The following is a 25,544-nucleotide window of genomic DNA, read 5'->3' as shown; positions in this document are numbered from 1 at the left end:
CCATCGCTAGAGTGCGGCATGGACACTAATAAGGATAAGACGTGATGACTACTGACTGTCGCAGTTCACTTGCTGAACGATTGGCCGGCATTGATGAGATTGAGTGCGTAACCCCTGACCTGAACGGGGTGCCGCGGGGCAAAGTGATGACCGCCGCGGGCTTCCTCGAAGGGCGGCGTTTGCAGCTGGCGCGTGGTGTGCTGTTGCAATGCATCATGGGTGGATACCCGTCCGCGTCTTTCTACGGTAGCGACGATGGCGACCTGGCGTTGAACGCTGATCCGACGCAGATTCACCGTCTGCCCTGGAGCGAGATACCGCGCGCCCTGGCCATCTGCGATGCGGATGAGCTGGATGGTCGTAGCTCTGGCCTGTCCACTCGCGGCCTGCTCAAGCGCGTGATTGCCCGCTACGCCGAACGTGGCTTGGCGCCGGTGGTGGCGACCGAGTTGGAGTTTTTTGTCTTTGCCCCGAATGCCGATGCGCAGCAGCCTTTCCAACCGCCGGTTGGTTTGGACGGTCGGCGCGAGGACGGTTGTTCGGCGTTTAGCGTGTCCTCCAATAGCGGCCTGCGACTGTTCTTCAATGAAGTCTATCGGTGCATGGCGGCGCTCGGTCTGCCACGCGATACCTTTATGCACGAGATGGGCGTCAGTCAGTTCGAGATCAATTTGCTGCACGGCGATCCGCTGCTGCTGGCCGATCAGACTTTCCTGTTCAAACACTTGCTCAAGGAAGTCGCGCTCAAGCACGGTTTGACTGTGGTGTGCATGGCCAAGCCGTTGGCGAAGACCCCCGGCAGTTCCATGCACATTCACCAAAGCGTGGTGGAGCAGGGCAGTGGGCGGAATATCTTCAGTGATGAGTCTGGCGCAGCCACCCCAGCGTTCTACCACTTCATTGGCGGTCAGCAGGCGGCGTTGGCGGAGTTCACGCTATTGTTCGCACCGAACGTCAATTCCTATCAGCGCTTGTGTCATCCCTATGCTTCACCGAACAATGCCTGCTGGTCGCACGATAACCGCGCGGCTGGTTTGCGTATCCCGGCCAGTGCGCCGGTCGCGCGGCGGGTGGAGAATCGCCTGCCGGGCGCCGATGCCAACCCTTATCTGGCGCTTGCCGCGAGTTTGGCGGCCGGTCTGTATGGGCTTGAGCATGAGTTGCAACCGAGCGAACCGATCCAGGGTGAATTCGCGGTGCCGGAGGCGTTGAGCCTGCCGTGTACCATGCACGCGGCGATCGAACGCTTGAAGCGTAGCGAATTGGCGCGGGAACTGTTCGGCAAGGAGTTCATCGAAGGCTACATTGCTACTAAGACGATGGAGCTTACGAGTTTCTTCGACGAAATCACGCCTTGGGAGCGCCGCGTTCTAGCCGCCCAGGCTTAAGCTTCCGCCTCCGGACCGCGTTGTCTCGCAGCGGTCCGGCCCCTCATTCAAGGAGCCGCTCGGAAAACCGATGCATCGAATCTGGAAGTCTTTTCGAGCGCTGTATTTCGCCAGCCTGCTAATGCTGATTGGCTCTGGTCTGCTGAGCACCTACCTGGGGCTGCGTCTTGCTGCGGATAAGACGGATAGCATTTGGGTCGGTGCGCTGATGGCGGCCAACTACTTTGGTTTGGTGCTGGGCGGCAAGCTAGGCCACCGATTGATCGCGCGGGTGGGGCATATCCGTGCCTACGTCACCTGCGCGGGCGTGGTGACTGCCGCGGTACTTGGCCACGGTTTGATCGACTGGCTACCGGCCTGGATCGTGCTACGGGCCATCGTCGGCCTGGGCATGATGTGTCAGTACATGGTGATCGAGAGCTGGCTCAACGAGCAGGCCGATGCCAGTCAGCGAGGCTTGGTCTTTTCCGGCTACATGATCGCCTCCTACCTCGGTTTGGTGCTGGGCCAACTGGTGCTGGTACTGCACCCAGCTCTCGGGCTGGAGCTGTTGATGCTGGTGGCGCTGTGCTTTGCCCTGTGCTTGGTGCCAGTGGCGGTGACGCGCAAGATTCACCCTGCACCGATGCACCCTGCGCCGTTGGAGCCACGCTTTTTCATTAAGCGGGTTCCGCAGTCGTTAACCACGACCTTGGTGTCTGGGCTGGTGATTGGCGCGTTTTATGGCCTTGCGCCGCTGTACGCCAGTCGCTTGGGGCTGAGCACTCAACAAGTCGGCTTGTTTATGGGGTGTTGCATCCTCGCCGGGCTGGTTGTGCAGTGGCCGCTGGGCTGGTTATCCGATCGGCATGATCGCGCCCGCTTGATCCGTGGCTGCGCTTTCCTGCTGGTGCTGGCGGCCTTGCCATTGGCCTTGATGCCTTCGGTGCCGCTGGAGCTGCTGTTCCCCATGGGGTTTGTGGTCAGCCTGCTGCAGTTCAGCCTCTATCCCTTGGCGGTAGCCTTCTCGAACGACCATGTCGAGGGTGAACACCGGGTGTCGCTGACCGCTATCTTGCTGGTCACCTTTGGGATTGGTGCCTGTTTGGGCCCGCTGGTGGCTGGGCTGTTGATGAGGCAGCTGGGCGCCCATATGCTCTTTGCCTTCGTCAGCTCCTGTGCCTTTATCCTGGTCTGGCGGATCCGCCCGGATGCGGTAACCAAGCTGTATCAGGTCGAAGATGCACCGCTGCATCATGTTGCGATGCCAGACAACATGACCAGTTCTCCGTTGGTGGCGGCGCTTGATCCTCGGGTCGACGAGCAGATCGTGCACGATCAGATGCAGAACCAGCCGGAACCGTCGAAAGCTCCGGTTGAGTCCTCTGCTGAGCCGGTTGACGAAGCATTGCGATGACGGCGCCGCTGCTCAGTGTGATCATTCCCGCGCTGAATGAAGCGGAGAACTTGCCGAGGCTGCTGGAGGATCTGCACATTCTGCGCGCTGTAGGCGCCGAGCTGATCTTGGTCGATGGCGGCAGCCATGACGGCAGCGCACAGCAGTCGGTTACCGCAGTCGATCAAATCCTGACGACCGCTCCGGGGCGTGCACGGCAGATGAATGCCGGCGCCAGCCTAGCGAGCGGGCGTTACTTGTGGTTCTTGCATGCCGACACACGAGTACCGGCGCGGGCCTGTCAGCGCTTGCTCGAGGTGCTCGGCGAACAGCCGGCCTGGGGCCGTTTCGATGTGCAATTGTCGGGTGCTGGCCCATCGCTACGGCTGATTGGCAACATGATCAGCCTGCGTTCCCGACTGACCGGTATAGCCAGCGGTGATCAAGGCATCTTCGTTGCTCGCAGCGTGTTCGCGGAGTTGGGCGGTTACGCGGAACTGCCGCTAATGGAAGATCTGGAGCTGTCGCGACGCCTCAAACGCCTGGCCCGACCGCGTTGTTTGTGGCCGCCACTGGTGACATCTAGTCGCCGCTGGGAGCAGCATGGTATCTGGCGTACAGTATTATTGATGTGGCGCTTGCGCTTAGCCTATTACTGCGGTGCCAGCCCGGAAAAACTGGCGCGACAGTACTACGGAGGACCGCCGTCATGAGCTTGTCCATCTCCCTGCACTTGTTGGCGCGAACGCCTGAGCCAGGCCGGGTCAAAACCCGGCTGATTCCGGTCTTGGGCGAAGAGGGCGCCAGCGATTTGCAACGTTTGCTGCTCGAGCGTGCGCTGGCCCTGCCTGCGCAGGGGTTCACAGAGCGCTTCCTGTGGCTGGATGAGGACCCGGATGAGGAGCTGGAAGCCCTGGCCGAGTCGTTCGACTGGACGGTGATCGGACAACCGGCGGGCGATCTTGGCGAGCGGATGCGGCGTATCGCGGCCCTCGGCTTGGCGGAGAGTGATGCAGTGGTCTTGATCGGCAATGACTGTCCGGCGCTGGATGGCGATTATCTGGGCGCAGCCTGCCAAGCATTGACGACACAAGAGGCGGTGCTGGGGCCGGCCGAAGACGGCGGTTATGTGCTGCTGGGCTTGCGACGGCTCGATCCGCTGCTGTTCGAGGCTATGCCCTGGGGTACGGATCAGATCTTGGCGTTGACCTGTGAGCGTCTGCAGCAGTTGGGCTGGGAGCACGAGCTATTGTCGGTGCTATGGGATGTGGATCGCCCGGAAGATCTACCGCGCTTGGCTGAGCTAGGGATTCGTCTCAGAGTGATCTAGGTGGGCGATCAAGGCTGATGCCCGGTCGAATGTATGCTGATCAAGCCGGAGTGAGCGGATCAGTACTCCCCTAGAACAGTCCGTCATTCTCGTCGCGGCGAGCTTCACGCTGAAGTTGGTAGACGAAACGTTCGATCTGACGCTGTTCAAGGCCACTCATGCGATGAAAGCGCATGCCTGCGAAGCTCATATCGAGCTTGTCTTCATAGTGCAGATGGCGTAGCTCGACCGAGGTGGTCATGGCGCCGAAGGGCAGGTGAGCGGTAAAGCGCTCATACACTTGGCCTGCTTGCAGACGCTTGCTGACGTCACCGGAAAAACGCAATTTGCAGCCAGTGGCAGAGATATCTAGCAATTGCCCCTTGATTGAAGGGGTCAGCTTATCGCCAGCGAGCTCGACATTGACCAGTTGAGCCTGTTTGATCGGCGCGCGAAACGCATTGCGGCGCTGATGATAGAGAACCTCCGTAGGAAGCGAGCTCCAGTAGCAGCGTGCTCCTTCCAGTTCGCCGATCTGTACCTGCTGCTGACACTCCCAGACCATCCGTACGCCCTCGTGGAAGGCCTCGATGCGAAAGGTTTCGCCACTCTTCAGGAAACGCTCGCCATCGTTCGGAATCATTTCATCCAAGGCCAATACTCCGCGCTCGCGGTCGACTTGGACTAAATAGCTCTGAAAGCGCTGCGTGCGCTCATGAAAAGTGATCACCAAAGGATCGTGATTCTCTTGCAGCTGGCGTAGGGCGGCAAAAACTTCCAGCGCCGTTTTGAGCACTTTGGGCGGCTGCGGGCCATCATCCACGATGAAGGGATTGGACACGGTCCAGAATTCTCCGAGCAAAATACTGCGGCACTAGCATACTGGCATTGTGCCGGCATGTCCCCCGCGCCTTGTTATAAGTGTTTGTCAGGCCTGACTAAGTGGGCGCTGCTGGGCGATTCTAGCGGCACCACCGCGGCTGTCATAGAGCCCAGGCGTCTCGCCACCGCGGAGAATGCCAAGCACGCTGCCAATTGAGGCTTGATTGGCGCGAATCAGTCGACCATTGCGCAGGTTGGCAGTTTGGCAGCGCTCTAGCAGCGCACTCAGCTCGTCACTGCGAGCGAGTAGTTCTGTGCCTTGAGTGGAACGTTCGGCAAGAGCTGTTAGGCCAGCGCGGTCAGCACTCAATTGCAGGCTGGTAAGCAATTGGCTGCGTTCGTTGCCATGCTGCCCCAGTTGTGCGAGTAACGGTTGCTTATCCGCCAAGATGGTTTCCAGACGGGGTAGGTCGCGTTCGCTGAGGGCTTGAAACTCGGTGTCGATCAGCTCAAGTAACTGCTGAGCCGTGCCGATATCGTCGTTGAAAAGTTGGAGCAGAGTAATGTCGTGCATCGCGGGCTCTGGGAGTTAGGCGTCCAACACTCTCAGCGCAGCCCTGGGACTAGCGCTGGGATTCGAAATTGAGCAGTTTGCCGGCGACACGTTGACTGTCGACTTTGTAGCTTCCGTCGGCAATCGCCTGTTTCAGTCGAGCGACGCGTTCCTGATCTACCACCGGCTGGTCGCGTAGTTTGTCGGTGACTTTCTGCAGTTGCTGGGCCTCTTGGCTGAGCTGCACAGATTCGCCGGTTTTAGCGGTATGGGCTTGTTCGGCAGGAGCCGACGCGGGAACGGGTTGGTTGGTGCTGACGGCTTCGTTGCGGCTGCCAGACTGGGTAGTGCTGGTACGCCCAGTGTTGGTGGGCGCGGCGGCATTGTTGGGCCGGTTGAAGTCGATGACCATGATGCAAAACCTCGGACGGTGTTTGGACGCTTGCCAAGCTTATCGGCCATATTTAAGAAAACTTTAGGGCTTTTATTTGTACGTCTTGCAACAACCTAATAATCGCCCAGTGTAGAAAATCGCCAGCTAAATTGCGCTACAAAAAACTGCCTACATCGCCACTTCAACCTGACCTGGACCGATCACGCGGGCTCTGATCACCCGTTGTGAGCTCAGGTTACGAACTTTGATCTGCTCACCAGGCGCACCGTCGGATAGGGCTTCGCCGGGCATGCGCACATTTATCGTGCCGCTGCGGGCACTAATCACGACTTGATCGCTTTTGCGCACGACCTCCGCCTGTTGCAGATGCAGCGGGGCTAAAACTTGGTCGGGCAGCAGAGTGCGCGTCAGTTTCTTGCCGAGAGCCTGCTCCAGCGAAGTGAGATAGCCCTGGTTGAGCAGGCCGACATCGCGCTCGACTAATGACAGGTCAGCCTCGCCGAGCACGCTTTCACGCTTGAGTGGGCGGATGGCGATCACGACGTCGCGGTATAGGCGTACCTGCCCTGGAACAAACACTGTCCAAGGTGAAGTGCCTTCACAGCGAACTTTTACGGTGACCCGGCCAATGGGCTGGGCGGGGCTTTCCAGGGATTCTGTCAAATCCTTGTCGCATAACGGAAGACGCAGGCGCGGATCGAGTCGGTTGATTTGTATTTCAGGGCGCCCCTGGATTTCGCTACGCTGCAAATAGTCTTCTACGGTCAGCTCAAGAAAGCTCTGGGTTACGCCGATAAGTTGTTCGGGTAAGGTCACCGCAGTCGCGGTAGCCGGGTTATGGCCGAGCCAAAAGAAAGCGCATAAAGCCCCAAGCAACGTGCGGCGTTTGGCTATCAGATGTCGAAAAAATGTCGTTTTCGCTTTCATAACCGCTTCAAAGCAAGCCCCGTGCCGCCTGCAGCGTCAAGTTGCGCGTTCGGTGGCTAAATTAGGGAGTCAGGGCATGGCGGGTGTAATGGATTCGGTTAACCAGCGCACTCAACTGGTTGGGCAGAATCGCCTAGAGCTGCTGTTATTCCGTCTCGATGGAACGCAGCTGTACGGGATCAATGTGTTCAAGGTGAAAGAGGTGCTGCAATGCCCCAAGCTCACCATCATGCCCAAATCCAGCCCGGTGGTGCGTGGAGTCGCCAATATCCGTGGGGGAACCATTCCAATTCTTGATTTGGCCATGGCTACCGGTCGACCAGGACTGGCTGACTTGAAGAACAGCTTTGTCATCATCACGGAATACAACACCAAGGTTCAGGGCTTTCTGGTGCGCTCGGTAGAGCGCATCGTCAACATGAACTGGGAAGAGATTCATCCACCACCCAAGGGCACGGGCCGTGACCACTATCTAACCGCCGTGACGCGCTTGGATCAGCAGTTGGTGGAAATCATCGATGTGGAGAAAGTTCTCGCGGAGGTCGCCCCGACCTCCGAGGCTATTACTGCCGGTGTGATTGATCTGGAAACCAAGAGCAAAGCCATTAGCAAGCATGTACTGATCGTCGACGACTCGTCAGTTGCGCGTAAGCAGGTGATGCGTTGCTTGCAGTCGGTAGGTGTCGAGGTCACGGCATTGAACGATGGTCGTGAAGCTTTGAACTATCTGCGTAGGTTGGCGGATGACGGTAAGCGGCCGGAGCAGGAATTGCTCATGCTGATTTCCGACATCGAGATGCCGGAGATGGATGGCTATACGTTAACCGCTGAGATTCGTGCCGATCCACGCATGCAGAAACTGCATATCCTCCTGCATACTTCGCTCTCCGGTGTGTTTAATCAGGCGATGGTGAAGAAAGTTGGTGCGGATGATTTTCTCGCCAAGTTCCGGCCCGATGATTTGGCTTCGCGGGTGGCTGAGCGCATCAACATAGCAGCTGAGGTCTGAGAGCTTGGCTCTCAGCGGTACATAGGTTCGGAGAGGCGGCGCCAGTGTCTTCAGGTAATTTGGATTTTGAGCAGTTCCGGACTTTCCTGGAAAAAGCCTGCGGCATCCTCTTGGGTAGTAATAAGCAGTACTTGGTATCCAGCCGGCTGAATAAGCTGATGGAGCAGAATGACATCAAGACACTCGGCGAATTGGTACAGCGCATGCAGGGCCTGCCGCGCAGTGGTCTGCGTGAGCAGGTGGTGGATGCCATGACCACCAACGAAACCCTCTGGTTTCGTGACGCCTACCCGTTCGAAGTGCTGAAGAATCGGGTCTTGCCCGAGCTGCTCAAGGCTAATCCAACGCAGCGATTGCGCATTTGGTCGGCGGCGTCTTCATCGGGGCAGGAGCCGTATTCGGTATCGATGGCGATCGACGAGTTCGAGCGCAGCAATCTCGGCCAGCTGCGGGCCGGCGTACAGATCGTTGCGACTGACCTGTCCAGCTCCATGTTGCTGGCGTGCAAGTCGGGTGAGTACGACAGTTTGGCGATAGGGCGTGGGTTGTCGCAGGAGCGCCTGCAACGTTATTTCGATCCGAAAGAAGCGGGGCGTTGGGCGGTCAAGCCGGCGATCAAGAGTCGGGTCGAATTTCGCGCCTTGAACCTGCTGGATAGCTACGCCAGCCTTGGCAAATTCGATATCGTATTTTGCCGCAACGTGTTGATCTACTTCTCCGCCGAGGTGAAGAAGGACATCCTGCTACGCATTCATAGCACCTTGAGGCCGGGTGGCTATTTGTTCCTCGGTGCTTCCGAGGCGCTGAATGGCCTGCCCGATCACTATCAGATGGTGCAATGCAGCCCGGGGATCATCTACAAGGTGAAGTGAGTGTCGGCAGGGCGGTAGGGTTATGCATCAAAGAAGGGAGGCCATTGGCCTCCCTTTTTGTTTTTAGAATGCGGCAAAACGCCGGGCAGGGTTGCCGCCGGCTTTGCCAGGCAGCGGAAAGGCTTTGCCGCTGAGGGGCTATTTCCTTACTTAAAAATATTCAAATTGTTGATTTATAAGTAAAAAATAAATTGGCATGAGCTTTGCTATATGTCTGACAGGGAAAACCAGACACGCCAATAGGCAAAGGTTCGTTGACCATGAGCATCAGTTTCGAGACAGCCCTCGGAATCCATGAAAAAGCACTCGGCTTTCGCGCCCAGCGTGCCGAGGTTCTGGCCAACAACATCGCCAACGCCGACACACCTAACTACAAGGCGCGTGATCTGGATTTTGCTTCGGTGCTCGCCGAGCAGAGCGCTAAAACCCAGCGCGGCCCGGTTGCGCTGAACCGCACGGACAGTCGGCATCTCTCCGCCGAAGGTCTAGCCATGGCGGATAGCGCGTTGCAGTACCGCACCCCTTCACAACCCTCGATTGACCAGAACACGGTGGATGCGCAGCTGGAGCAATCCAATTACGCGGAAAACGCTGTGCAGTTTCAGGCCAGCTTCACCTTGCTCAACAGTAAATTCAAAGGGCTGATCGGCGCCCTGCGCGGCGAATAACGGAGTCGAATGCCATGTCACTAGCCAGTGTTTTCAATATCGCCGGATCCGGCATGAGTGCCCAGACCACTCGCCTGAACACCATCTCCAGCAATATCGCCAACGCCGAGACGGTGTCTTCGAGCGTCGACCAGACCTACCGCGCTCGCCATCCGGTATTTGCCACCATGTTCCAGAATCAGCAGTCGCTGAGCGGCGACCGTGGTTCGTTATTCGCCGATCAAGACGAGCCTGGCCGTGGCGTGGAGGTGCTCGGTGTGGTCGAGGATCAGGGCAGCCTGACTCCGCGCTATGAGCCGAATCACCCGGCGGCGGATGCCAATGGTTATGTCTACTACCCCAACGTCAACGTGGTCGAGGAAATGGCCGACATGATTTCCGCCAGTCGGGCCTTTCAGACCAACACCGAAATGATGAACACCGCCAAGCAGATGATGCAGAAAGTCCTGACCCTGGGTCAGTGAGCTGCCAACGAGGGATGAAGCATGAGCATCGATAGCACTAGCGCCGCCGGCTCGCTACTTGATCAGTATCAGATCAAGACTGAGACGAAGAGCAGCAAGGATCTCGGTAAGAACGAGTTTCTGAACTTGCTGGTCGCTCAGTTGAACAACCAAGACCCGCTGGCGCCGCAAGAGAATGGCGCGTTCATCGCCCAGTTGGCGCAATTCAGTCAGGTGGAGGGGATTGAGAAGTTGAACACCAGCATGGGTTCGCTGGTCTCCGGTTATCAGTCTTCGCAAGCGTTGCAGGCGTCCTCCTTGGTCGGGCGCAAGGTGATAGTGCCGAGCGAGAAGGCGGTGGTGGATACCAGCGAAACCTTTAAAGCCAGCCTAGTGCTGCCACAGTCAAGCAGCAACGTGTACGTCAACATCTACGACAGCGCAGGCGCTGTGGTGAACCGGGTCAGCATGGGCGAGCAGGCCGCCGGCAATGTCAGCTTCATGTGGGACGGCAAGGACTCCAGCGGCAAGGTGGCGCCACCCGGTACTTACAAGTTCGAAGCGCAAGCGGTCTTCGGTACTGAAACCAAGGGGCTATACACCCTGCTGCCGGCTAACGTCGACAGCGTCACCCTGGGGCAGAACGGTGGTGAGTTGATGCTCAATCTGGCGGGGCTCGGCAGCATTGGGCTCTCCCAGGTTCAGGTCATCGGCCAGTAATTACAGTCAGCAACTTCTACGTTGTAATCGCCGGCTGTACCGGCAAAGGAGTATTCCATGGCGTTCAATATTGGCCTTAGCGGCTTGCGGGCAGCGACTAGCGACCTCAACGTCACCGGTAACAACATCGCCAACGCTGGTACTGCTGGTTTCAAGCAGTCGCGTGCGGAGTTTGCCGACGTGTATGCCGCATCGGTGCTTGGTTCAGGCTCCAACGCGCAGGGCAGTGGCGTGCTGCTGGCGAATGTGTCGCAGCTGTATAACCAAGGCAACATCAACTACACGCAGAACGCTCTGGATCTGGCTATCAACGGCAATGGCTTCTTCGTCACCAGTAACAATGGCGATGTCGGCTATACCCGGGCCGGTTACTTCGGTACGGATCGCGATGGTTTTGTCGTCAACAACTTCGGCTATCGCCTGCAGGGCAATGCCGTGGATGCCAATGGCAATGTGCAGAGCGGTGTGGTTGGTGACCTGAAGATCGAGACGGCGAGTCAGGCGCCCAAGGCCAGTAGCAAGCTGGATCAGAACTTCAACCTGAACTCGACGCTGGTGTCGCCGAAAACCTGGCAAGCCAGCTATGACGCCGAATACAACCGTTGGCTGAATGATCCGGTCAACGGCGTAGTTGACCCGGCCAACCCGACTGGGGCTCAGCAGGCGGCTGCGGCGACCTCTGCTGCATCAGTCGCGGACGCCACCTTCAACCCCAGCGACCCGACCACCTATAACTCGTCCACCTCGGTGAACATCTACGACACGCAGGGCAATGCCCATGTGTTGACCCAGTACTTCGTCAAGACCGGCGCCAATGACTGGGACATGAAGATGCTGGTCGACGGCCGTAATCCGGCCGACCCCGGCTCCACCACACCCTATGCTCTCGGTTTGAGTTTCAACTCCACCGGCCAGTTGCAAAGCGTTAGCGATGAGAATGCCACTCCGGGCCTGGTGACCATTGGCGCCGACATGACGGTGACCATCAATGCCGCCAGCGGCAATCCGCCGACTCCCGGCAGCGGCTGGATTCCGGCCATCTCCGACAATGGCAAGCCACCGGTGTGGAACTGGAACGGAGCCCAGGCCAATGCGGGCGGCATCGCCTTCGACTTCTCCGACGCTACCCAGTTCTCCAGCGCCTTTGCGGTCAACAGCGTCAGCCAGGATGGTTACACCACCGGGCAATTGTCCGGTCTGGAAATTGACGATACCGGGGTGATCTTCGCCCGCTACACCAACGGTCAGTCCAAGGTGCAGGGGCAGATCGTATTGGCCAACTTCGCCAACGTGCAGGGCCTGACCCCGGTGGGTAAGACCGGCTGGGTGCAGTCGTTCGAGTCGGGTGAGCCGGTGGTGGGTACGCCGCGTACCGGCACCATGGGTGCGCTGCAGGCTGGCGCATTGGAAGACTCCAACGTCGAGTTGTCGGACCAGTTGGTGAACCTGATCGTCGCCCAGCGCAACTACCAAGCCAACGCCAAGACCATCGAGACTGAGAGTGCGATCACTCAAACCATCATCAATCTGCGATGAGTCGCGTCTTGCCGCCTGAGAAATAGGTCGGCAAGCGCTTTGCCGCTGGCGGCAGCCACTCGCCGCCAGCGCTATTTTAAGACCCCGAAAGGGGTTTTTTTGTTTTTAAAATTTGTTTTATATCAATTGCTTACTGTTTTTATTCGAGAGTGGCATAGCGCTTGCTTTGTAGCTGGTAACAGAGCAGCGGGCGGCAAGCGCCACCCCTCGGAGAATGACCATGGACAAGATGCTGTACGTCTCCATGACCGGAGCCAGCCAGAACACCCTGGCCCAGCGTGCGCACGCCAACAACTTGGCGAATATCTCGACTAACGGCTTTCGTCGCGACTTCGAGCAGGCGCGCTCGATGCAGGTGTTCGGTGAAAGTTTCCCGTCACGGGTCTACGCCATGAGCGAGCGCCCAGGCACCGACTTCACCCCCGGCACCTTGCAGGAAACCGGTTACGGCATGGACGTAGCCATCAGTGGCGATGGCTGGCTGGCGGTGCAGGCGCCGGACGGTGGCGAGGCTTATGTACGGACCGCCAGCCTGAAGATCGATGCCCTCGGTCAGCTGCGTGCCGGCAATGGTTTGCCGGTGATGGGCAATGGCGGTCCGATTGCCGTGCCACCGGAGCAAAAGGTCGAGATCGGTCAGGACGGCACCATCACCGTTCGGGCCTTGGGCGAGGCGCCCAATGTCTTGGCTGAGGTGGATCGCCTCAAGCTGGTCAACCCGGATCTCAAGCAAATGGAGAAGGGCGCCGACGGCATGATCCGCTTCAAGGGCCAAGGCCCCGTGCAAGCCGATACCAATGTCCGGGTGACTTCCGGCTTTCTGGAAACCAGCAACGTGAATGCCGTGGAGGAGATGACCGCGATCCTCTCCTTGTCCCGCCAATTTGAACTGCAAGTGAAGATGATGCGCACTGCCGAGGACGATGCGTCGGCCATGGCGCGTGTTTTGCAACTCAGCTAGGGCGTGTCGTCAATTATTTGCCTGTTGCGCCGGAGCCTGCTTTTACGCAGAGCAAGGCATGAGGAGAGAGATTTGGCTATTCCAAATGAGCGACGAATAACGCAGCGCTGCGTAAAAGCAGGCCCGTCCCTTCGGGTTGCGCCTGAAAATCGGCCATGCGGCGTTGCAGGACTTGCCAATGGAATGACCATTGGCTGCGGCCCGCGCCTTGCCTGGCCGATTTTCAGGCGGCAACGCAATCTGGCAAATAATTGACGACACGCCCTTTCCAGCACGTGGCCGCCGTGAAACCGGCGCCCGAGGAGAATGACCATGCTACCGGCTCTGTGGGTCAGTAAAACCGGTTTGTCCGCCCAGGACATGAACCTGACCACGATTTCCAACAACCTGGCCAACGTTTCGACCACTGGCTTCAAACGTGATCGCGCGGAGTTTGAGGATCTGCTGTATCAGATCCGCCGGCAGCCGGGTGGCCAGACCAGCCAGGACAGCCAACTGCCGTCTGGCCTGCAGCTGGGTACCGGTGTGCGCATTGTCGGTACGCAGAAGATCTTCACCGCCGGCAGCCTACAGACCACCGAGCAGCCGCTGGATATGGCGATCAACGGCCGTGGCTTCTTTCAGGTGTTGATGCCCGATGGCACGGTTTCCTACACCCGTGATGGCAGCTTCCATCTGAATTCCGACGGCCAGCTGGTGACCGCCAATGGTTTTGCCTTGGAGCCGGCCATTGTCCTGCCGAACGAAGTGAAGTCGTTCACTGTGGGTGAAGACGGTACGGTCTCGGTCACCACCACTGGCAACCCGCAGCCGCAGATCCTCGGCAACATCCAGACCGCTGACTTCATCAACCCGGCTGGCCTGGAAGCGATTGGCGGCAACATGTTTTTGGAAACCGCCGCCAGCGGCACGCCACAGGTCGGCACCCCGGGCATAACCGGCCTGGGCACGGTGCAGCAGAACACCCTGGAAAACTCCAACGTCAGCGTGGTCGAGGAACTGGTGAACATGATCACCACGCAGCGCGCCTATGAGATGAACTCCAAAGTCATCTCCACCGCTGACCAGATGCTCGCTTTCGTTTCGCAGAACTTATAACCGTAGGGTGGGTTAGCCGCATCGCGGCGTAACCCACCATCGGTGCCGATAGGCATCGCCAAACAGTGGGTTACGGCCTATGGCCTAACCCACCCTACGCAACTCGCAACAGAGCGCCGTGAGGTAGTAGTTATGAACCGGCTTATTCTTATCCCGCTGCTTGGCATCGCCGCCCTGAGTGGTTGCGTGTCGCCGCCGCCAAAGCCGAATGACCCCTATTACTCCCCGGTGTTGCCGCGTACTCCGTTACCTGCGGCGCAGAACAATGGCTCCATCTACCAGGCAGGGTTCGAGACCAATCTCTACGACGATCGCAAGGCTTACCGGGTCGGCGACATCATCACCATCACCCTGAACGAGAGAACCCAGGCGAGCAAGAACGCCAACTCGCAACTACAGAAAGACAGCAAGGCCAACCTCAGCCTGGACACCCTGTTCGGTGTTGGCGTTTCCACCGACAACCCGTTCGGTAGTGGGGATCTGAGCCTGGATGTCGGGTACGAGGGCACCCGCGACACCAAAGGCGACAGCAAGGCCGGGCAAAGCAACAGCCTGACCGGCTCGATCACCGTTACGGTCTCTGAGGTGCTACCGAACCGCGTCCTCGCAGTGCGTGGCGAGAAGTGGTTGACCCTGAACACGGGCGATGAGCTGGTGCGAATTGCCGGCCTGATCCGCGCCGATGACATCGCTACGGACAACTCCGTGCCCTCGACCCGAGTGGCCGATGCCCGCATTACCTATTCGGGGACTGGTGCCTTTGCCGATGCCAGTCAGCCGGGCTGGTTCGATCGTTTCTTCATGAGCCCGCTGTGGCCGTTCTGAGTAGGTAAGCGTGATCATGAAACGATTGATTTCAGCCCTGTGCTTACTGCTCGCCGCCAGCGCAGCGCAAGCCGAGCGGCTTAAAGACCTGGCCAGTATCCAGGGCGTGCGCAGTAACCAGTTGATCGGCTACGGTCTGGTCGTTGGCCTGAATGGCAGCGGTGACCAGACCACGCAAACGCCGTTCACCCTGCAAACCTTCAACAACATGCTGGCGCAGTTCGGCATCAAGGTGCCGGCGGGCGGTGGCAACGTGCAGCTGAAGAACGTCGCGGCGGTGTCGATTCATGCCGATCTGCCGGCGTTCGCCAAGCCGGGCCAGACCATCGACGTGACCATTTCCTCGATCGGTAACGCCAAAAGCCTGCGTGGCGGCAGCCTGCTGATGGCGCCGCTGAAAGGGATCGACGGCAACGTCTACGCCATTGCCCAGGGCAATCTTGTCGTCGGCGGTTTCGATGCCGAAGGCGGCGACGGCTCGAAAATCACCGTCAACGTGCCATCGGCAGGACGGATTCCTAGCGGTGCGACGGTCGAACGGCCGGTGCCGACGGGTTTCGATCAGGGCAATAGCCTGACGCTGAACCTCAATCGCCCGGACTTCACCACGGCAAAAAACATCGTCGACCAGATCAACGAACTGCTCGGCCCAGGCGTGGCTCAGGCGATTGATGGCGGCTCGGTGCGCATTAGTGCACCGCTGGACCCGAGCCAGCGGGTCGATTATTTGTCGGTACTGGAAAACATCGAAGTGAACGCCGGGCAGGCGGTGGCCAAAGTCATCATCAACTCGCGGACCGGCACCATCGTCATCGGCCAGAACGTGCGGGTACAGCCGGCCGCGGTGACCCATGGCAGCCTCACCGTGAGCATCACCGAAGACCCTATCGTCAGCCAGCCGGGGGCGTTTTCCAACGGCCAGACCGCCGTAGTGCCGCGCTCGAAGATCGATGCGACGCAGGAAACCAAGCCGATGTTCAAGTTCGGCCCGGGTACCACGCTGGACGAGATCGTCCGCGCGGTGAATCAGGTGGGCGCATCGCCTTCCGATTTGATGGCCATCCTCGAGGCGCTCAAGCAAGCCGGCGCACTCCAGGCTGACCTGATCGTGATCTAAGGAAGCGGCCATGGACTCAAAACTCAGTGCCGGCCTCGGCTCACAGCTCGGCTCAAAGTTCGACAGCGGCGCCTACACCGACCTCAACCGCCTCAACCAACTGAAGGTCGGCAAGGATCGTGACGGCGAGGGCAACATCCGCAAGGTGGCCCAGGAGTTCGAGTCGCTGTTCCTCAACCAGATGATGAAAGCCATGCGTTCGGCTAACGAGGTGTTCTCCGAAGGCAACTTCATGAACAGCAACGAGAGCAAGATGTACCAGGACATGTACGACCAGCAGCTGGCCGTGACCATGTCCAAGGAGCAGGGCGTTGGGCTGGCCGATGTGTTGGTGCGGCAGCTGTCGCAAATGAACAAAGGCAGCGCCCGCCCTAATCCGTTCGCGCAAACCAGCGAGGTCGCGGTAACCCGCAAGGCCGCGCAACTGCCGGCCGTGGATAGCAGCCGCGATGACTCCAAACTGATCAATCAACGGCGCTTGTCGCTGCCCGGCAAGCTCACCGACCGCCTGCTTGCGGGCATTGTGCCGTCCGCCGCCGCACCGTCCGCTACCTCAGCCGATGGCCAGCCCTTGGCGCAGACCGACTGGCTCCCGGCGCAGACCTACGCCGCGCCGAAAGACCGCGAGTTGCGCGTGCAGGACAGCGATGCGATCACCGGCCGGCGCTTGGCGCAGCCGCCTTTGGCGCCGGGCAAGTCGGCGTTTAGTTCGCCGGAAGAATTCGTCGCCACTATGTTGCCGATGGCGCAGGAAGCGGCCGACAAGATTGGCGTCGACCCGCGCTACCTGGTGGCCCAGGCGGCGCTGGAAACCGGTTGGGGCAAGTCGATCATTCGCCAGCAGGATGGCTCGAGCAGCCACAACCTGTTCGGCATCAAGTCGCACGGCGGCTGGGAAGGGGAGTCGGCACGGGTGCTGACCACCGAATACAAAGGTGGCAAGGCGGTGAAGGAGGCGGCCGACTTTCGTGCTTACGATTCCTATCAGCAGAGCTTCCACGACTTTGTGAGCTTCCTGCAAAGCAATGGTCGTTACGACGAGGCGCTGGATGCCACCGACAACCCGCAGCAGTTCGTCCGCGAGTTGCAAGAGGCCGGCTACGCCAGCGATCCGCAGTACGCACGCAAAGTGGCGCAAATCGCGCGGCAGATGCAGACCTACCAAACTATCGCCGCTGCTAGCACGGCGCCAACGGGCTGATGAGACATGGCTGACTTACTGAATATTGGTCTGTCGGGGCTGAACTCCAGCAAGACCTCGCTGACCGTTACCGGTCACAACATCAGCAACGTCAATACGCCGGGTTTCTCCCGGCAGGAGACGGTGCAGGGCTCGCGAACTCCGCAGTTCAGTGGAGCCGGCTACATTGGTGCCGGCTCGACGATCAATGATGTACGCCGGCTGGCCAGCGAGTTCCTCACCGCCCAGGTGCGTAATAACACCGTGGTCAACAGTGATGTCGCGGCTTACAAAAGCCAGATCGATCAGCTCGATGCCTTGCTGGCTGGCAGCGTGACCGGTATCAGCCCTGCGATGCAGAAATTTTTCGCCGCCCTGCAGGCCTCTGCCGAGGCACCGGCCGACGCGCCAGCGCGGCAGCTGGCGCTGTCCGAGGCAGAAGGTCTGGCCAAACGCTTTAACACGGTGTACGAGCGGATCGACCAGCAGAACCAGTACCTGAATAAGCAGATGGGGGCCATCAGTGACCAGGTCAATCGCCTGGCGACCTCTGTCGCCCAATACAATGACGCTATCTCGGTAGCCAAATCCAACGGCAAGGATCCGAACGACCTGCTCGATGCTCGTGAAGAAACGATCCGCCAGTTGTCCACGCTGATCGGTGTGCAGGTGGTTCAGCAGGACGACTCCACGGCCAACATTTTTATCAGCTCTGGCCAGCCGCTGGTAGTAGGTAGCACGGCGAATCGTATCGAAGTCACTCCGAGTAAAGATGACCCATTGCGCAGCCAAGTGGAGTTCGTCAGTGGTGGCTCGCGGCAGACCATCACCTCGCTGATCAGCGGTGGTGAAATCGGCGGGCTGATTCGCTATCGCAGTGAAGCGCTGGATCCGGCATTCAACTCCATCGGCCGTCTGGCGATGTCGATAAGCGAACAGGTCAATAAGCAGCTCAAGCAAGGTCTCGACCTGAAGGGGGATGTCGGCGTCAACCTGTTCAAGGACATCAACTCGGCTGATTTGATGGCGCAAAGGAGCTTCCCCACCGGTCTGGACGTGAGGATCGACGACACCTCCAAGCTGAGCACCAGCGACTACGAAGTTGAATTCGTCAGTTCCACCCAGTACCGCATTCGCCCTGTTGGCGGTGGCTTCATCGAGTCGCCACCCGGCACCTCTACCTTCACCGTCGGCAATACCGTGCCGGGGCTGGGTTTCCATATCCCGGCTGGCGGAGCCCATAGCGCCGGTGAGTCCTATCTGGTGATGCCGACCCGGCGTGGAGCTGCAGATATCGAGAAGACCCTCAACCAGTCCGATCAGCTAGCGTATGCAGGGCCGGTACGGGCCACGGCCGACACGCAGAACCGTGGTACCGGAGCCATTGGTCAGCCGGATCTGATCTCTGGTCCGTCTCCGATCAACACCACAGATATTCAGACTTTACTGGGTGCGGGCGGTTTGACCATGACCTTCAGCGCACCGGACCAGTTGACTATTAGTGGTGCTGGCACGGCGCGATTCCAGCCAGGCAACAGCTCTACCTTCACCATCACTCCTGGGCAGACCAACACCCTGAGTATCGGCGATGGCACCTACACATTCGAGATGAAGCTCTCTGGTGTGCCGCAAGCTGGCGACACCTACAATGTCGACTTCAACAAGAATGGCGTATCGGACAACCGCAACGGTCTCAAACTGGTCGATCTGCAAAACAAGCCGGTGCTCAGCGTTGATGCCGCGGTGCCTGGCTCGGGCCTGTCTTTCGGCGATGGCTATGGCGAACTGGTCGAGCGCGTCGGTACCCTGACCGCACAATCGCGAGTCGACAGTGAGGCTACTTCGGTCCTACTGAAGCAGGCGACCGATAACCGCAACTCGCTGTCTGGGGTCAGCCTGGATGAAGAGGCGGGCAAGCTCATCCAGTTCCAGCAGTATTACCAGGCATCGGCGCAGATCATCCAGACCGCGCGCGCGCTGTTTGATACCTTGGTTTCTACCTTCCGTTAAGTGGTGCGACGATGCGAATTTCCACCATTCAGGCATTCAACAACGGCGTTAACGGCATCCAGCGGAACTACTCGGATGTCACGCGCACCCAGGAACAGATCAGTTCCGGTAAGAAGATTCTCACCCCGGCGGACGATCCGGTCGCGGCCGTGCGCCTGTTGCAACTCGACCAGGAGCAGGCGGCACTCAAGCAGTTCGAAGGCAACCTCACTGCGGCGAAGAACAGCCTGACTCTGGAAGAAAGCACGCTCAGTGGCGTGGTCAACGTCATGCAGCGTATTCGCGAGCTGGCGGTGCAGGCCGGGAACGGGGCTCTGAGCAAGGACGATCGCAGCTCCATTGCCTCCGAGCTGAAGGAGCGCGAAGACGAGTTGCTGGGCCTGATGAACAGCAAGAACGCCCGTGGCGAGTACCTGTTCGGCGGTTTCCAGGGTAAGAGTCAGCCCTTCGTGCGTGACGCCGATGGCAACTACAGCTATCTGGGTGATGAAGGCCAGCGCAAGATCCAGATCGCCAGCTCGCAGCAGATTGCCATAAGCGACAACGGCAAGAGCGTGTTCGATCGCGTGGTCAATGGTGCGCGATTGCAGGGTGGCAGCATCACTCCGCCGGTAACGGGTTCCACGCTGAAGATGGGTGAGCCGCTGGTGGATGACGAAGTAGCTTTCGCCGGGTTTCCCGCTTCCGGGGTCGAGATCGAGTTCGAGCCAGCACCGAACCAGAAAACCTACAACGTCTACGCCTATCCTCGTGCCAGTAATCCTACCCCGCTGACCAACCCTGCTCGGCAGATGGACGATAACCCCGAGCGTGGGGACCAGCTGCGCTTCCAGGGTGTCAGTGTGCATTTCGACGGTGTGCCGGCGGGCGGGGAGCGCTTCTTCATCGGCAGCCCAGCTGGCAGCGCGGCTGCAGGCGGGCAGGGCTTCGTCACCAATATGGCCAGCTTCCTCACCGACTATCCGGCCGGTAGTGCCCAGGCTACGGTGGTCGACAACTTGGGTACTCCTGAGTTGCGAATCGGCGCGGCACCGGGTGTGCTGGTTGCGCTGGCGCCGCCGCTGACCTCGAATGCCGCCGATTATCCGGCCATCTTCGTGGCACCCAACGGCTTCAGCGTCCGCTTCGAATCGCCGCCGCAGGCGGGCACGACCCTGGCGCTGGGTTCGACACCGGACGAGCAAAGCCAAGGCATTCTCAACACGGTCGCGACCCTGCGTCGCGCGCTTGAAGGCAACGGCGATAACGCCGCCATTCGTGACATCACGGCCGCCGCCTTGACCAACCTCGATAACGGCATGGCATCGGTGCTCAGTGCCCAGGGCGAGATCGGCGCACGGCTCAACGTCGTGGAGTCGACGCAAACCAATAACGAAGATCTGGTGCTGATCAACAAGAGCATCCAGTCGGGCCTGCAGGACCTGGATTACGCCGAGGCGCTCTCGCGCCTGTCCTTCCAGTCCATCATTCTGGAAGCCGCGCAGCAGAGTTACGTGAAGATCAGCAGCCTCAGCCTGTTCGACAAACTGCGTTGAAAAGCCCCGTAGGGTGGGTTAGCCGCGCAGCGGCGTAACCCACCACGCCTCCCACCATGCCGGTTGCCGATCAATGGTGGGTTACGCCTACGGCTAACCCACCCTACGAGGTGCTTGGCTGCTACTCCTACAATCCCGCCGAAAATCCGCCACACCCAGCCTTAAGGTTTTTTGCTTCAGCTAAGCCCTTGTCAAGCCTGCAGAAAAAAATCCCTCAAAAAACTCTGGAAAAAACCTAAAGCTCCCCGATCAAGCGCCGATACAAAGTACGAATGCGAACTTTATGGGTGCCTGGGCTAAGCCCGCCCAAGCTCGCAAGCTCAGGCAAATACGCTAGTCCTCGGAGGACAACATCATGGCCTTGACCGTCAATACCAACATTGCGTCGATCAATACCCAGCGCAACCTGAACAACTCGTCCAACTCGCTGAACAACTCGATGCAGCGCCTGTCCACCGGTAGCCGCATCAACAGCGCCAAGGACGATGCCGCCGGCCTGCAGATCGCCAACCGCCTGACCAGCCAGGTCAACGGCTTGAGTGTTGCGGTGAAGAACGCCAACGACGGTATCTCCCTGGCGCAGACCGCCGAAGGCGCCCTGCAGCAGTCCACCAATATCCTGCAGCGCATGCGTGATCTGTCCCTGCAGTCGGCCAACGGCTCCAACAGCGGCTCCGAGCGCACAGCTCTGAACTCCGAGGTGACCCAGCTCAAGAAGGAACTGGACCGTATCAGCAACACCACCACTTTCGGTGGTCGTCAGCTGCTGGACGGTACTTTCGGTGTGGCCAGCTTCCAGGTTGGTTCTGCTGCTAACGAGATCATCAGCGTCGGTATCAAGGAAATGAGCTCGAAGTCGCTGGAGTCCCAGCACTACGTTTCCACAGTTACTGCGCCGACTGTTGCTACCACCGTAACCACTGCTGGTGAGGTCGATATTGGCTTCACTGTGGACGGTAAGGCGTTCACTGCAACTGCTTCCTTGAGTGTTGGTGACGACCAGAAAGCGGTTAGCCAGAAGATTGCGGCAGCAATCAACGACACCAACTCCGGTATCGGTGCCTTCGTTCAGAGTGACAACAGCTTGAACGTTGTCTCCAAGCTGGCCGCAAAGGCGGATGGTACAGGTGCTCTCACCGCTCTGACCGTCGCCAACAGTGCTACTGCCGGCAAGGTTCCCGCAGGTGTTACTCAGGGGACTGTGGATGTGAATAGCGCTGTTGCCGATGTCAGTAAGTTGAAGGTCAGCAATGTTGATCTTACTACTGCAGAGGGTGCCCAGAAGGCTGTAATCGCCATTGACGACGCGATTAGGGCAATCGACTCCCAGCGCGCCGAACTCGGTGCCGTGCAGAACCGCTTCGACAACACCATCGTCAACCTGCAGAACATCGGTGAAAACGTTTCCGCCGCCCGCGGCCGAATCCAGGACACCGACTTCGCGGCCGAAACCGCGAACATGACCAAGAACCAGGTGCTGCAACAGGCGGGCACCGCCATCCTGGCTCAGGCTAACCAACTGCCGCAGGCGGTATTGAGCCTGCTGCGCTAAGCGCAACCTGGGTTGATGTGTGACAACGGGGGGAAGCGCTTGCGCTTCTCCCCGTCTTGCCATTGAGAGGTGGAAAGGATGGACGTTGCTAAATTGAATGGGCTGTCTGCCAATCCGGTTGTTCGCCTGTTTGCTAGCGATTTTTCTCAGGCGGCCGATACCCGCAAGCAGGCAGCTTTAGAGGCTCCGCTTACTGCGCAGGTTGACCAAAGCGCGGTGCAGCAGGCTGTTTCGACTATCGCGGCGTATGCGCAAAGCATCAGCCGCAATCTCAGTTTCAATCTGGATGACTCGAGCGGGCGCGTGGTGGTCAAGGTGACCGACTCGGTGTCCGGTGAAGTGATCCGCCAGATTCCCTCGGAGGAAGCACTCAAGCTGGCTGAAAGCCTGGCCGAAGCCAGAAGTTTGCTCTTTAAAGCCGAGGCCTGAGTAAAAGCGGCACGCCTTTTGACTGTATGGCACGACCAAAGGTTGAAACGTCAATGAACTGACGAGGTAAGGCAGATGGCATCCAATACGACGATCAGTGGCTACAACTCTGGCCTGGATATCAAATCCATCGTTGCCAGCTTGGTGGCTGTGGAGAAAGCCCCCAAGGAAGCGCAGCTTAAGCGTCTGGAAGCGGCCACGACTGCTAGCTTCACCGGGGTTGGTCAGCTTAAGGGCGTCATTGCTGACTTGCAGGCGATCCTCAAGGATTTGAACAAGCCAGAGTTATTTGAGAATCGAACGGCTGTCTCATCCGATAGCAAGCTGGTGAGTGCCTCGGCTAGCAAGGCTGCGTTGTCGGGAAGCTACAAAATTGCCGTCGAGCGTCTTGCCAGTTCCAGCAAAGTGGCGACCGCAGCTGTCAGTGGCGGCTCGGATTATTCGTTCGCCAGCGGCGGTACCCTGACTGTCAGTCTGGGCGCGACAGCTTTAAAGCCTATCGACGTTCCGCTGAATGCTTCCCTAAAAGATATTCGCGACGCCATTAATACCCAGCTTAAGAGCGATGGTGTCAGTGCCAATATCATTACCGACGCCTCCACCACTCCTCCGACTTCGCGCCTGGCGCTTTCTTCGAGCAAAACCGGCGAGGGCAATGATCTGACGATGAAGGCTACCGTGGGTTCCGATCTCGCCGTCTTGGATGTACCGGCCAAAGGTACTCTGCCAGCCTCTGGCGCTATCTATATCTCCATGGCAGAAAATGCCAAGTTCAGCATCGACGGTTTGCCGCTTGAGAGCAAAACCAACAGTGTCGTGGGTTCTATCGAGGGGGTGACGTTCAACCTGCTTGCCAAGACCGAGGTCGATAAGCCCATCACCTTGACCGTCGATCAAGACAAAAGCGGTGTTAAGAGCAATATCAAAAAGTTTGTCGATTCCTACAACAAACTTATAAGCGTTACCAGTTCGCTGACTGGAGTGACCCCGGTAGGCGAAGGTAAGGCGCCGGTCACAGGCGCCTTGGTCGGTGACGCCAGTGTGCGTGCATTGCTGACCACGGTCCGCAATGAGCTGGTCAAGACCTCGGGAGATGAGGGGGTCCGCATCCTGGCAGACCTAGGTGTCACCACCCAGAAAGACGGCACCCTGAAGGTCGATGACAGCAAGTTGGACAAGGCCTTGAGCGCAAACTTCGAGTCCGTAGCCGCATTTTTTACCGGTGATCAAGGGCTGATGAAGCGCCTCGACAGCAAGCTCGAGCCCTACACCCAGACCGGTGGTGTGTTGCAACAGCGCCTGGACGGTTTACAGACCACTATCAAGTCGGTGGACACCCAGCGTGTCGCCCTCAACCTGCGCGTTGAGAAATTGCAGACTCGCCTGCTGGCGCAATTCAACGCCATGGACAGCTTGGTCGGTCAGCTCAGTCAGACCAGCAACCGCTTGGCACAATCCCTGGCGAGCCTTCCTGGTCTGGTTAAAAACTAAGCATGAACAGCCCAATCGATACCTATAAGCAAATCAAAACTACTCAGGCTGTATCGCCTTATCAGGTGGCGCAGATGCTGCTGGGAGGCGCGCTCGAGCGCTTGTCACTGGCTCGCCTGGCGCAGGCCGAGGGTAAGGCTGATGTTCGTGGCCATGCAGTGGGCAACACCCTGTCGATTATCGGTGCGCTGCAAGCAGGGCTGGATAAGGAGCTTGGTGGCGAGATCGCCGAGAACCTCGATGCCCTCTATGACTATATGACCCGCCGCCTGGCTGGCGTGGCCCTGGATAGCACGCCGCGCCGCCTGGATGAAGTCGAAGCGCTGCTGAGCGAAATCAAGCAGGCGTGGGATGAGATCGGCCCGGAAACGCTCGAGATAGAAGCGAAATCGCGTTAAAGCTTTGCCTTGGCTGACCGATACAGAAGATATCCAGTCAGTAATCAAGGCGAAACAAGATGAACGCGATGGCAGCCCTGCGGCAGTACCAGACCGTTAACACCCAGGCCCAAGCGGTAGACGCCAGCCCGCATCGATTGATTCAGATGCTGATGGAGGGCGGCCTGACCCGTATGGCCCAGGCTCGCGGTGCGTTGGAACGTGGCCAGGTTGCGCTGAAGGGCGAGTTGATCGGTAAGGCCGTGGGTATTGTCGGCGGATTGCGTGATGGGCTGAATCTGGAGGCCGGCGGTGAGCTGGCGATGAATCTGGATCGCCTGTACGCGTACATGTCGGTGCGTCTGCTCGAGGCCAATGTGAAGAATGATCCAGCCATGCTGGACGAAGTCGCAGGGCTGCTACGCAATATCAAATCTGGCTGGGACGCGATTGCACCTTGATGACTGCAAGCCCCAAGGAGAAATTCATGAGTTCATCCGTACAGCTCCTTGAGGCAACTGGCAGTGCCTTGCGCGATGCCCTGGCCAAGCAAGATTGGTCCGCTATCGGCGAGCTGGATTTGCAGTGCCGTCAAGCCGTCGATGAAGCCATGGTTGAAGCCGTGCGTGACGAAGAAGTACTGCGAGCGCGCATGCAAGAGCTGCTAGATCTCTACCGTGAGCTGGTGACCGTCTGCCAGGTCGAGCAACAGCGTTTGGCTGGCGAGCTGATCCAGCTGAACCAATCCCAGCAGGGTGCCAAGGTTTACCAGCTCTTCGGTTGAGCTGATTTTCGGCGTTATTTCCTGTGCTTGGCCATTAAGTATTGCCTGCGTTTCTGGATGTTCTCTGCCAGTTTGCCTGTTTATTACGGCGCATTTCCTCGCTTTCCAAACAGCCGCTTAGACTTCATCGTGGGGAAAGCAAAAAAATCACGCCATAAAATTGACTCTT

Annotated in this window: 27 protein-coding genes; 23 read left to right on the top strand and 4 right to left on the bottom strand. The window is 58.7% G+C overall.

The window, feature by feature from the left end; translation table 11 throughout:
* Positions 1-146 precede the first annotated feature (146 nt).
* From D3879_RS17675 to D3879_RS17660, 4 genes are all read left to right on the top strand, one after another.
* Positions 147-1,388 (top strand): glutamine synthetase family protein, encoded by a 1,242-nt coding sequence (locus D3879_RS17675; protein ID WP_177412469.1) that lies wholly within the window; start codon positions 147-149, stop codon positions 1,386-1,388.
* Positions 1,389-1,458: 70 nt separating this feature from the next.
* A complete protein-coding gene (locus tag D3879_RS17670; RefSeq protein WP_119955575.1) occupies positions 1,459-2,784 on the top strand; it encodes an MFS transporter in 1,326 nt (441 codons plus the stop codon).
* On the top strand, positions 2,781-3,476 hold the full coding sequence (locus D3879_RS17665; protein WP_218567844.1) for a TIGR04283 family arsenosugar biosynthesis glycosyltransferase: 696 nt from the start codon (positions 2,781-2,783) through the stop codon (positions 3,474-3,476). Before D3879_RS17670 ends, D3879_RS17665 begins: the two co-directional genes overlap by 4 nt.
* Positions 3,473-4,093, top strand: a complete 621-nt coding sequence (locus D3879_RS17660) for a TIGR04282 family arsenosugar biosynthesis glycosyltransferase (protein WP_119955573.1) — start codon at positions 3,473-3,475, stop codon at positions 4,091-4,093. The genes D3879_RS17665 and D3879_RS17660 overlap by 4 nt, the downstream gene beginning before the upstream one ends.
* Before the next feature lie 70 nt (positions 4,094-4,163).
* Here D3879_RS17660 and D3879_RS17655 read toward each other — a convergent pair whose 3' ends face one another.
* From D3879_RS17655 to flgA, 4 genes are all read right to left on the bottom strand, one after another.
* The gene (locus tag D3879_RS17655; RefSeq protein ID WP_119955572.1) at positions 4,164-4,913 is read right to left on the bottom strand and encodes a flagellar brake protein; all 750 of its coding nucleotides are present in this window, start codon (positions 4,911-4,913) and stop codon (positions 4,164-4,166) included.
* An 87-nt stretch (positions 4,914-5,000) separates the two neighbouring features.
* Positions 5,001-5,468 carry a flagella synthesis protein FlgN gene (locus tag D3879_RS17650; protein WP_119955571.1) on the bottom strand — a complete coding sequence of 156 codons (468 nt, stop codon included), beginning with the start codon at positions 5,466-5,468 and terminating at the stop codon, positions 5,001-5,003.
* 49 nt (positions 5,469-5,517) lie between these two features.
* The gene (gene flgM / locus D3879_RS17645) at positions 5,518-5,859 is read right to left on the bottom strand and encodes a flagellar biosynthesis anti-sigma factor FlgM (RefSeq protein WP_119955570.1); all 342 of its coding nucleotides are present in this window, start codon (positions 5,857-5,859) and stop codon (positions 5,518-5,520) included.
* Between the two features lie 150 nt (positions 5,860-6,009).
* Positions 6,010-6,768 (bottom strand): flagellar basal body P-ring formation chaperone FlgA, encoded by a 759-nt coding sequence (gene flgA, locus D3879_RS17640; RefSeq protein ID WP_119955569.1) that lies wholly within the window; start codon positions 6,766-6,768, stop codon positions 6,010-6,012.
* A gap of 76 nt (positions 6,769-6,844) precedes the next feature.
* Between flgA and D3879_RS17635 the strand changes: the two genes are divergently transcribed.
* The 19 genes from D3879_RS17635 to fliT all read left to right on the top strand — a co-directional run bounded on the left by D3879_RS17635 (position 6,845) and on the right by fliT (position 25,375).
* Positions 6,845-7,777, top strand: coding sequence for a chemotaxis protein CheV (locus D3879_RS17635; protein ID WP_119955568.1), 933 nt, complete (start codon positions 6,845-6,847; stop codon positions 7,775-7,777).
* Positions 7,778-7,821: 44 nt separating this feature from the next.
* A complete protein-coding gene (gene cheR, locus D3879_RS17630) occupies positions 7,822-8,649 on the top strand; it encodes a protein-glutamate O-methyltransferase CheR (protein WP_119955567.1) in 828 nt (275 codons plus the stop codon).
* 260 nt (positions 8,650-8,909) lie between these two features.
* Positions 8,910-9,317, top strand: a complete 408-nt coding sequence (gene flgB, locus D3879_RS17625) for a flagellar basal body rod protein FlgB (protein ID WP_119955566.1) — start codon at positions 8,910-8,912, stop codon at positions 9,315-9,317.
* A gap of 14 nt (positions 9,318-9,331) precedes the next feature.
* Positions 9,332-9,781, top strand: coding sequence for a flagellar basal body rod protein FlgC (flgC, locus tag D3879_RS17620; RefSeq protein WP_119955565.1), 450 nt, complete (start codon positions 9,332-9,334; stop codon positions 9,779-9,781).
* Positions 9,782-9,802: 21 nt separating this feature from the next.
* Positions 9,803-10,480, top strand: coding sequence for a flagellar hook assembly protein FlgD (flgD, locus tag D3879_RS17615; RefSeq protein ID WP_119955564.1), 678 nt, complete (start codon positions 9,803-9,805; stop codon positions 10,478-10,480).
* A 57-nt stretch (positions 10,481-10,537) separates the two neighbouring features.
* Positions 10,538-12,016: a flagellar hook protein FlgE gene (locus D3879_RS17610; RefSeq protein ID WP_119955563.1), complete on the top strand. Its 1,479-nt coding sequence runs from the start codon at positions 10,538-10,540 to the stop codon at positions 12,014-12,016.
* Positions 12,017-12,236: 220 nt separating this feature from the next.
* Entirely contained in the window at positions 12,237-12,977 is a 741-nt protein-coding gene (locus D3879_RS17605) for a flagellar basal body rod protein FlgF (RefSeq protein WP_119955562.1), read from the top strand.
* 312 nt (positions 12,978-13,289) lie between these two features.
* A complete protein-coding gene (gene flgG, locus D3879_RS17595) occupies positions 13,290-14,075 on the top strand; it encodes a flagellar basal-body rod protein FlgG (protein ID WP_119955561.1) in 786 nt (261 codons plus the stop codon).
* A 132-nt stretch (positions 14,076-14,207) separates the two neighbouring features.
* A complete protein-coding gene (flgH, locus tag D3879_RS17590; RefSeq protein WP_119955560.1) occupies positions 14,208-14,900 on the top strand; it encodes a flagellar basal body L-ring protein FlgH in 693 nt (230 codons plus the stop codon).
* A gap of 16 nt (positions 14,901-14,916) precedes the next feature.
* Positions 14,917-16,017, top strand: coding sequence for a flagellar basal body P-ring protein FlgI (locus D3879_RS17585; RefSeq protein WP_119955559.1), 1,101 nt, complete (start codon positions 14,917-14,919; stop codon positions 16,015-16,017).
* Positions 16,018-16,027: 10 nt separating this feature from the next.
* Positions 16,028-17,218: a flagellar assembly peptidoglycan hydrolase FlgJ gene (gene flgJ, locus D3879_RS17580; RefSeq protein ID WP_119955558.1), complete on the top strand. Its 1,191-nt coding sequence runs from the start codon at positions 16,028-16,030 to the stop codon at positions 17,216-17,218.
* A gap of 6 nt (positions 17,219-17,224) precedes the next feature.
* A complete protein-coding gene (gene flgK, locus D3879_RS17575) occupies positions 17,225-19,207 on the top strand; it encodes a flagellar hook-associated protein FlgK (RefSeq protein ID WP_119955557.1) in 1,983 nt (660 codons plus the stop codon).
* An 11-nt stretch (positions 19,208-19,218) separates the two neighbouring features.
* Positions 19,219-20,742, top strand: coding sequence for a flagellar hook-associated protein FlgL (gene flgL / locus D3879_RS17570; protein WP_119955556.1), 1,524 nt, complete (start codon positions 19,219-19,221; stop codon positions 20,740-20,742).
* A 355-nt stretch (positions 20,743-21,097) separates the two neighbouring features.
* Positions 21,098-22,294 (top strand): flagellin, encoded by a 1,197-nt coding sequence (locus tag D3879_RS17565; protein WP_119955555.1) that lies wholly within the window; start codon positions 21,098-21,100, stop codon positions 22,292-22,294.
* A 78-nt stretch (positions 22,295-22,372) separates the two neighbouring features.
* On the top strand, positions 22,373-22,723 hold the full coding sequence (locus D3879_RS17560) for a flagellar protein FlaG (protein WP_119955554.1): 351 nt from the start codon (positions 22,373-22,375) through the stop codon (positions 22,721-22,723).
* 75 nt (positions 22,724-22,798) lie between these two features.
* A complete protein-coding gene (gene fliD, locus D3879_RS17555) occupies positions 22,799-24,214 on the top strand; it encodes a flagellar filament capping protein FliD (RefSeq protein ID WP_119955553.1) in 1,416 nt (471 codons plus the stop codon).
* Between the two features lie 2 nt (positions 24,215-24,216).
* Positions 24,217-24,612: a flagellar export chaperone FliS gene (gene fliS / locus D3879_RS17550; protein ID WP_119955552.1), complete on the top strand. Its 396-nt coding sequence runs from the start codon at positions 24,217-24,219 to the stop codon at positions 24,610-24,612.
* A 59-nt stretch (positions 24,613-24,671) separates the two neighbouring features.
* A complete protein-coding gene (fliS, locus tag D3879_RS17545; RefSeq protein ID WP_119955551.1) occupies positions 24,672-25,052 on the top strand; it encodes a flagellar export chaperone FliS in 381 nt (126 codons plus the stop codon).
* A 26-nt stretch (positions 25,053-25,078) separates the two neighbouring features.
* Complete coding sequence (gene fliT / locus D3879_RS17540; protein WP_119955550.1) at positions 25,079-25,375, top strand: flagellar protein FliT; 297 nt, start codon at positions 25,079-25,081, stop codon at positions 25,373-25,375.
* The last annotated feature ends 169 nt before the right edge of the window (positions 25,376-25,544 follow it).

The sequence above is a fragment of the Pseudomonas cavernicola genome (assembly GCF_003596405.1).
GTDB classification, from domain to species: domain Bacteria; phylum Pseudomonadota; class Gammaproteobacteria; order Pseudomonadales; family Pseudomonadaceae; genus Aquipseudomonas; species Aquipseudomonas cavernicola.
The sequence above is the reverse complement of the archived record's forward strand: the minus strand, read 5'-3'. Positions and strand labels throughout refer to the sequence as shown.

Bases quoted from the DNA above. Each gene is read 5' to 3' on its own strand.
- D3879_RS17660 (WP_119955573.1), top strand. From the start codon at position 3,473: ATGAGCTTGTCCATCTCCCTGCACTTGTTGGCGCGAACGCCTGAGCCA.
- flgK (WP_119955557.1), top strand. From the start codon at position 17,225: ATGGCTGACTTACTGAATATTGGTCTGTCGGGGCTGAACTCCAGCAAG.
- flgA (WP_119955569.1), bottom strand. From the start codon at position 6,768: ATGAAAGCGAAAACGACATTTTTTCGACATCTGATAGCCAAACGCCGC.
- D3879_RS17585 (WP_119955559.1), top strand. From the start codon at position 14,917: ATGAAACGATTGATTTCAGCCCTGTGCTTACTGCTCGCCGCCAGCGCA.
- D3879_RS17560 (WP_119955554.1), top strand. From the start codon at position 22,373: ATGGACGTTGCTAAATTGAATGGGCTGTCTGCCAATCCGGTTGTTCGC.
- fliD (WP_119955553.1), top strand. From the start codon at position 22,799: ATGGCATCCAATACGACGATCAGTGGCTACAACTCTGGCCTGGATATC.
- fliS (WP_119955552.1), top strand. From the start codon at position 24,217: ATGAACAGCCCAATCGATACCTATAAGCAAATCAAAACTACTCAGGCT.
- D3879_RS17670 (WP_119955575.1), top strand. From the start codon at position 1,459: ATGCATCGAATCTGGAAGTCTTTTCGAGCGCTGTATTTCGCCAGCCTG.
- D3879_RS17635 (WP_119955568.1), top strand. From the start codon at position 6,845: ATGGCGGGTGTAATGGATTCGGTTAACCAGCGCACTCAACTGGTTGGG.
- fliT (WP_119955550.1), top strand. From the start codon at position 25,079: ATGAGTTCATCCGTACAGCTCCTTGAGGCAACTGGCAGTGCCTTGCGC.
- D3879_RS17610 (WP_119955563.1), top strand. From the start codon at position 10,538: ATGGCGTTCAATATTGGCCTTAGCGGCTTGCGGGCAGCGACTAGCGAC.
- D3879_RS17605 (WP_119955562.1), top strand. From the start codon at position 12,237: ATGGACAAGATGCTGTACGTCTCCATGACCGGAGCCAGCCAGAACACC.
- flgB (WP_119955566.1), top strand. From the start codon at position 8,910: ATGAGCATCAGTTTCGAGACAGCCCTCGGAATCCATGAAAAAGCACTC.
- flgM (WP_119955570.1), bottom strand. From the start codon at position 5,859: ATGGTCATCGACTTCAACCGGCCCAACAATGCCGCCGCGCCCACCAAC.
- D3879_RS17650 (WP_119955571.1), bottom strand. From the start codon at position 5,468: ATGCACGACATTACTCTGCTCCAACTTTTCAACGACGATATCGGCACG.
- fliS (WP_119955551.1), top strand. From the start codon at position 24,672: ATGAACGCGATGGCAGCCCTGCGGCAGTACCAGACCGTTAACACCCAG.
- flgJ (WP_119955558.1), top strand. From the start codon at position 16,028: ATGGACTCAAAACTCAGTGCCGGCCTCGGCTCACAGCTCGGCTCAAAG.
- D3879_RS17665 (WP_218567844.1), top strand. From the start codon at position 2,781: ATGACGGCGCCGCTGCTCAGTGTGATCATTCCCGCGCTGAATGAAGCG.
- flgL (WP_119955556.1), top strand. From the start codon at position 19,219: ATGCGAATTTCCACCATTCAGGCATTCAACAACGGCGTTAACGGCATC.
- flgD (WP_119955564.1), top strand. From the start codon at position 9,803: ATGAGCATCGATAGCACTAGCGCCGCCGGCTCGCTACTTGATCAGTAT.
- flgG (WP_119955561.1), top strand. From the start codon at position 13,290: ATGCTACCGGCTCTGTGGGTCAGTAAAACCGGTTTGTCCGCCCAGGAC.
- D3879_RS17565 (WP_119955555.1), top strand. From the start codon at position 21,098: ATGGCCTTGACCGTCAATACCAACATTGCGTCGATCAATACCCAGCGC.
- flgH (WP_119955560.1), top strand. From the start codon at position 14,208: ATGAACCGGCTTATTCTTATCCCGCTGCTTGGCATCGCCGCCCTGAGT.
- D3879_RS17675 (WP_177412469.1), top strand. From the start codon at position 147: ATGACCGCCGCGGGCTTCCTCGAAGGGCGGCGTTTGCAGCTGGCGCGT.
- flgC (WP_119955565.1), top strand. From the start codon at position 9,332: ATGTCACTAGCCAGTGTTTTCAATATCGCCGGATCCGGCATGAGTGCC.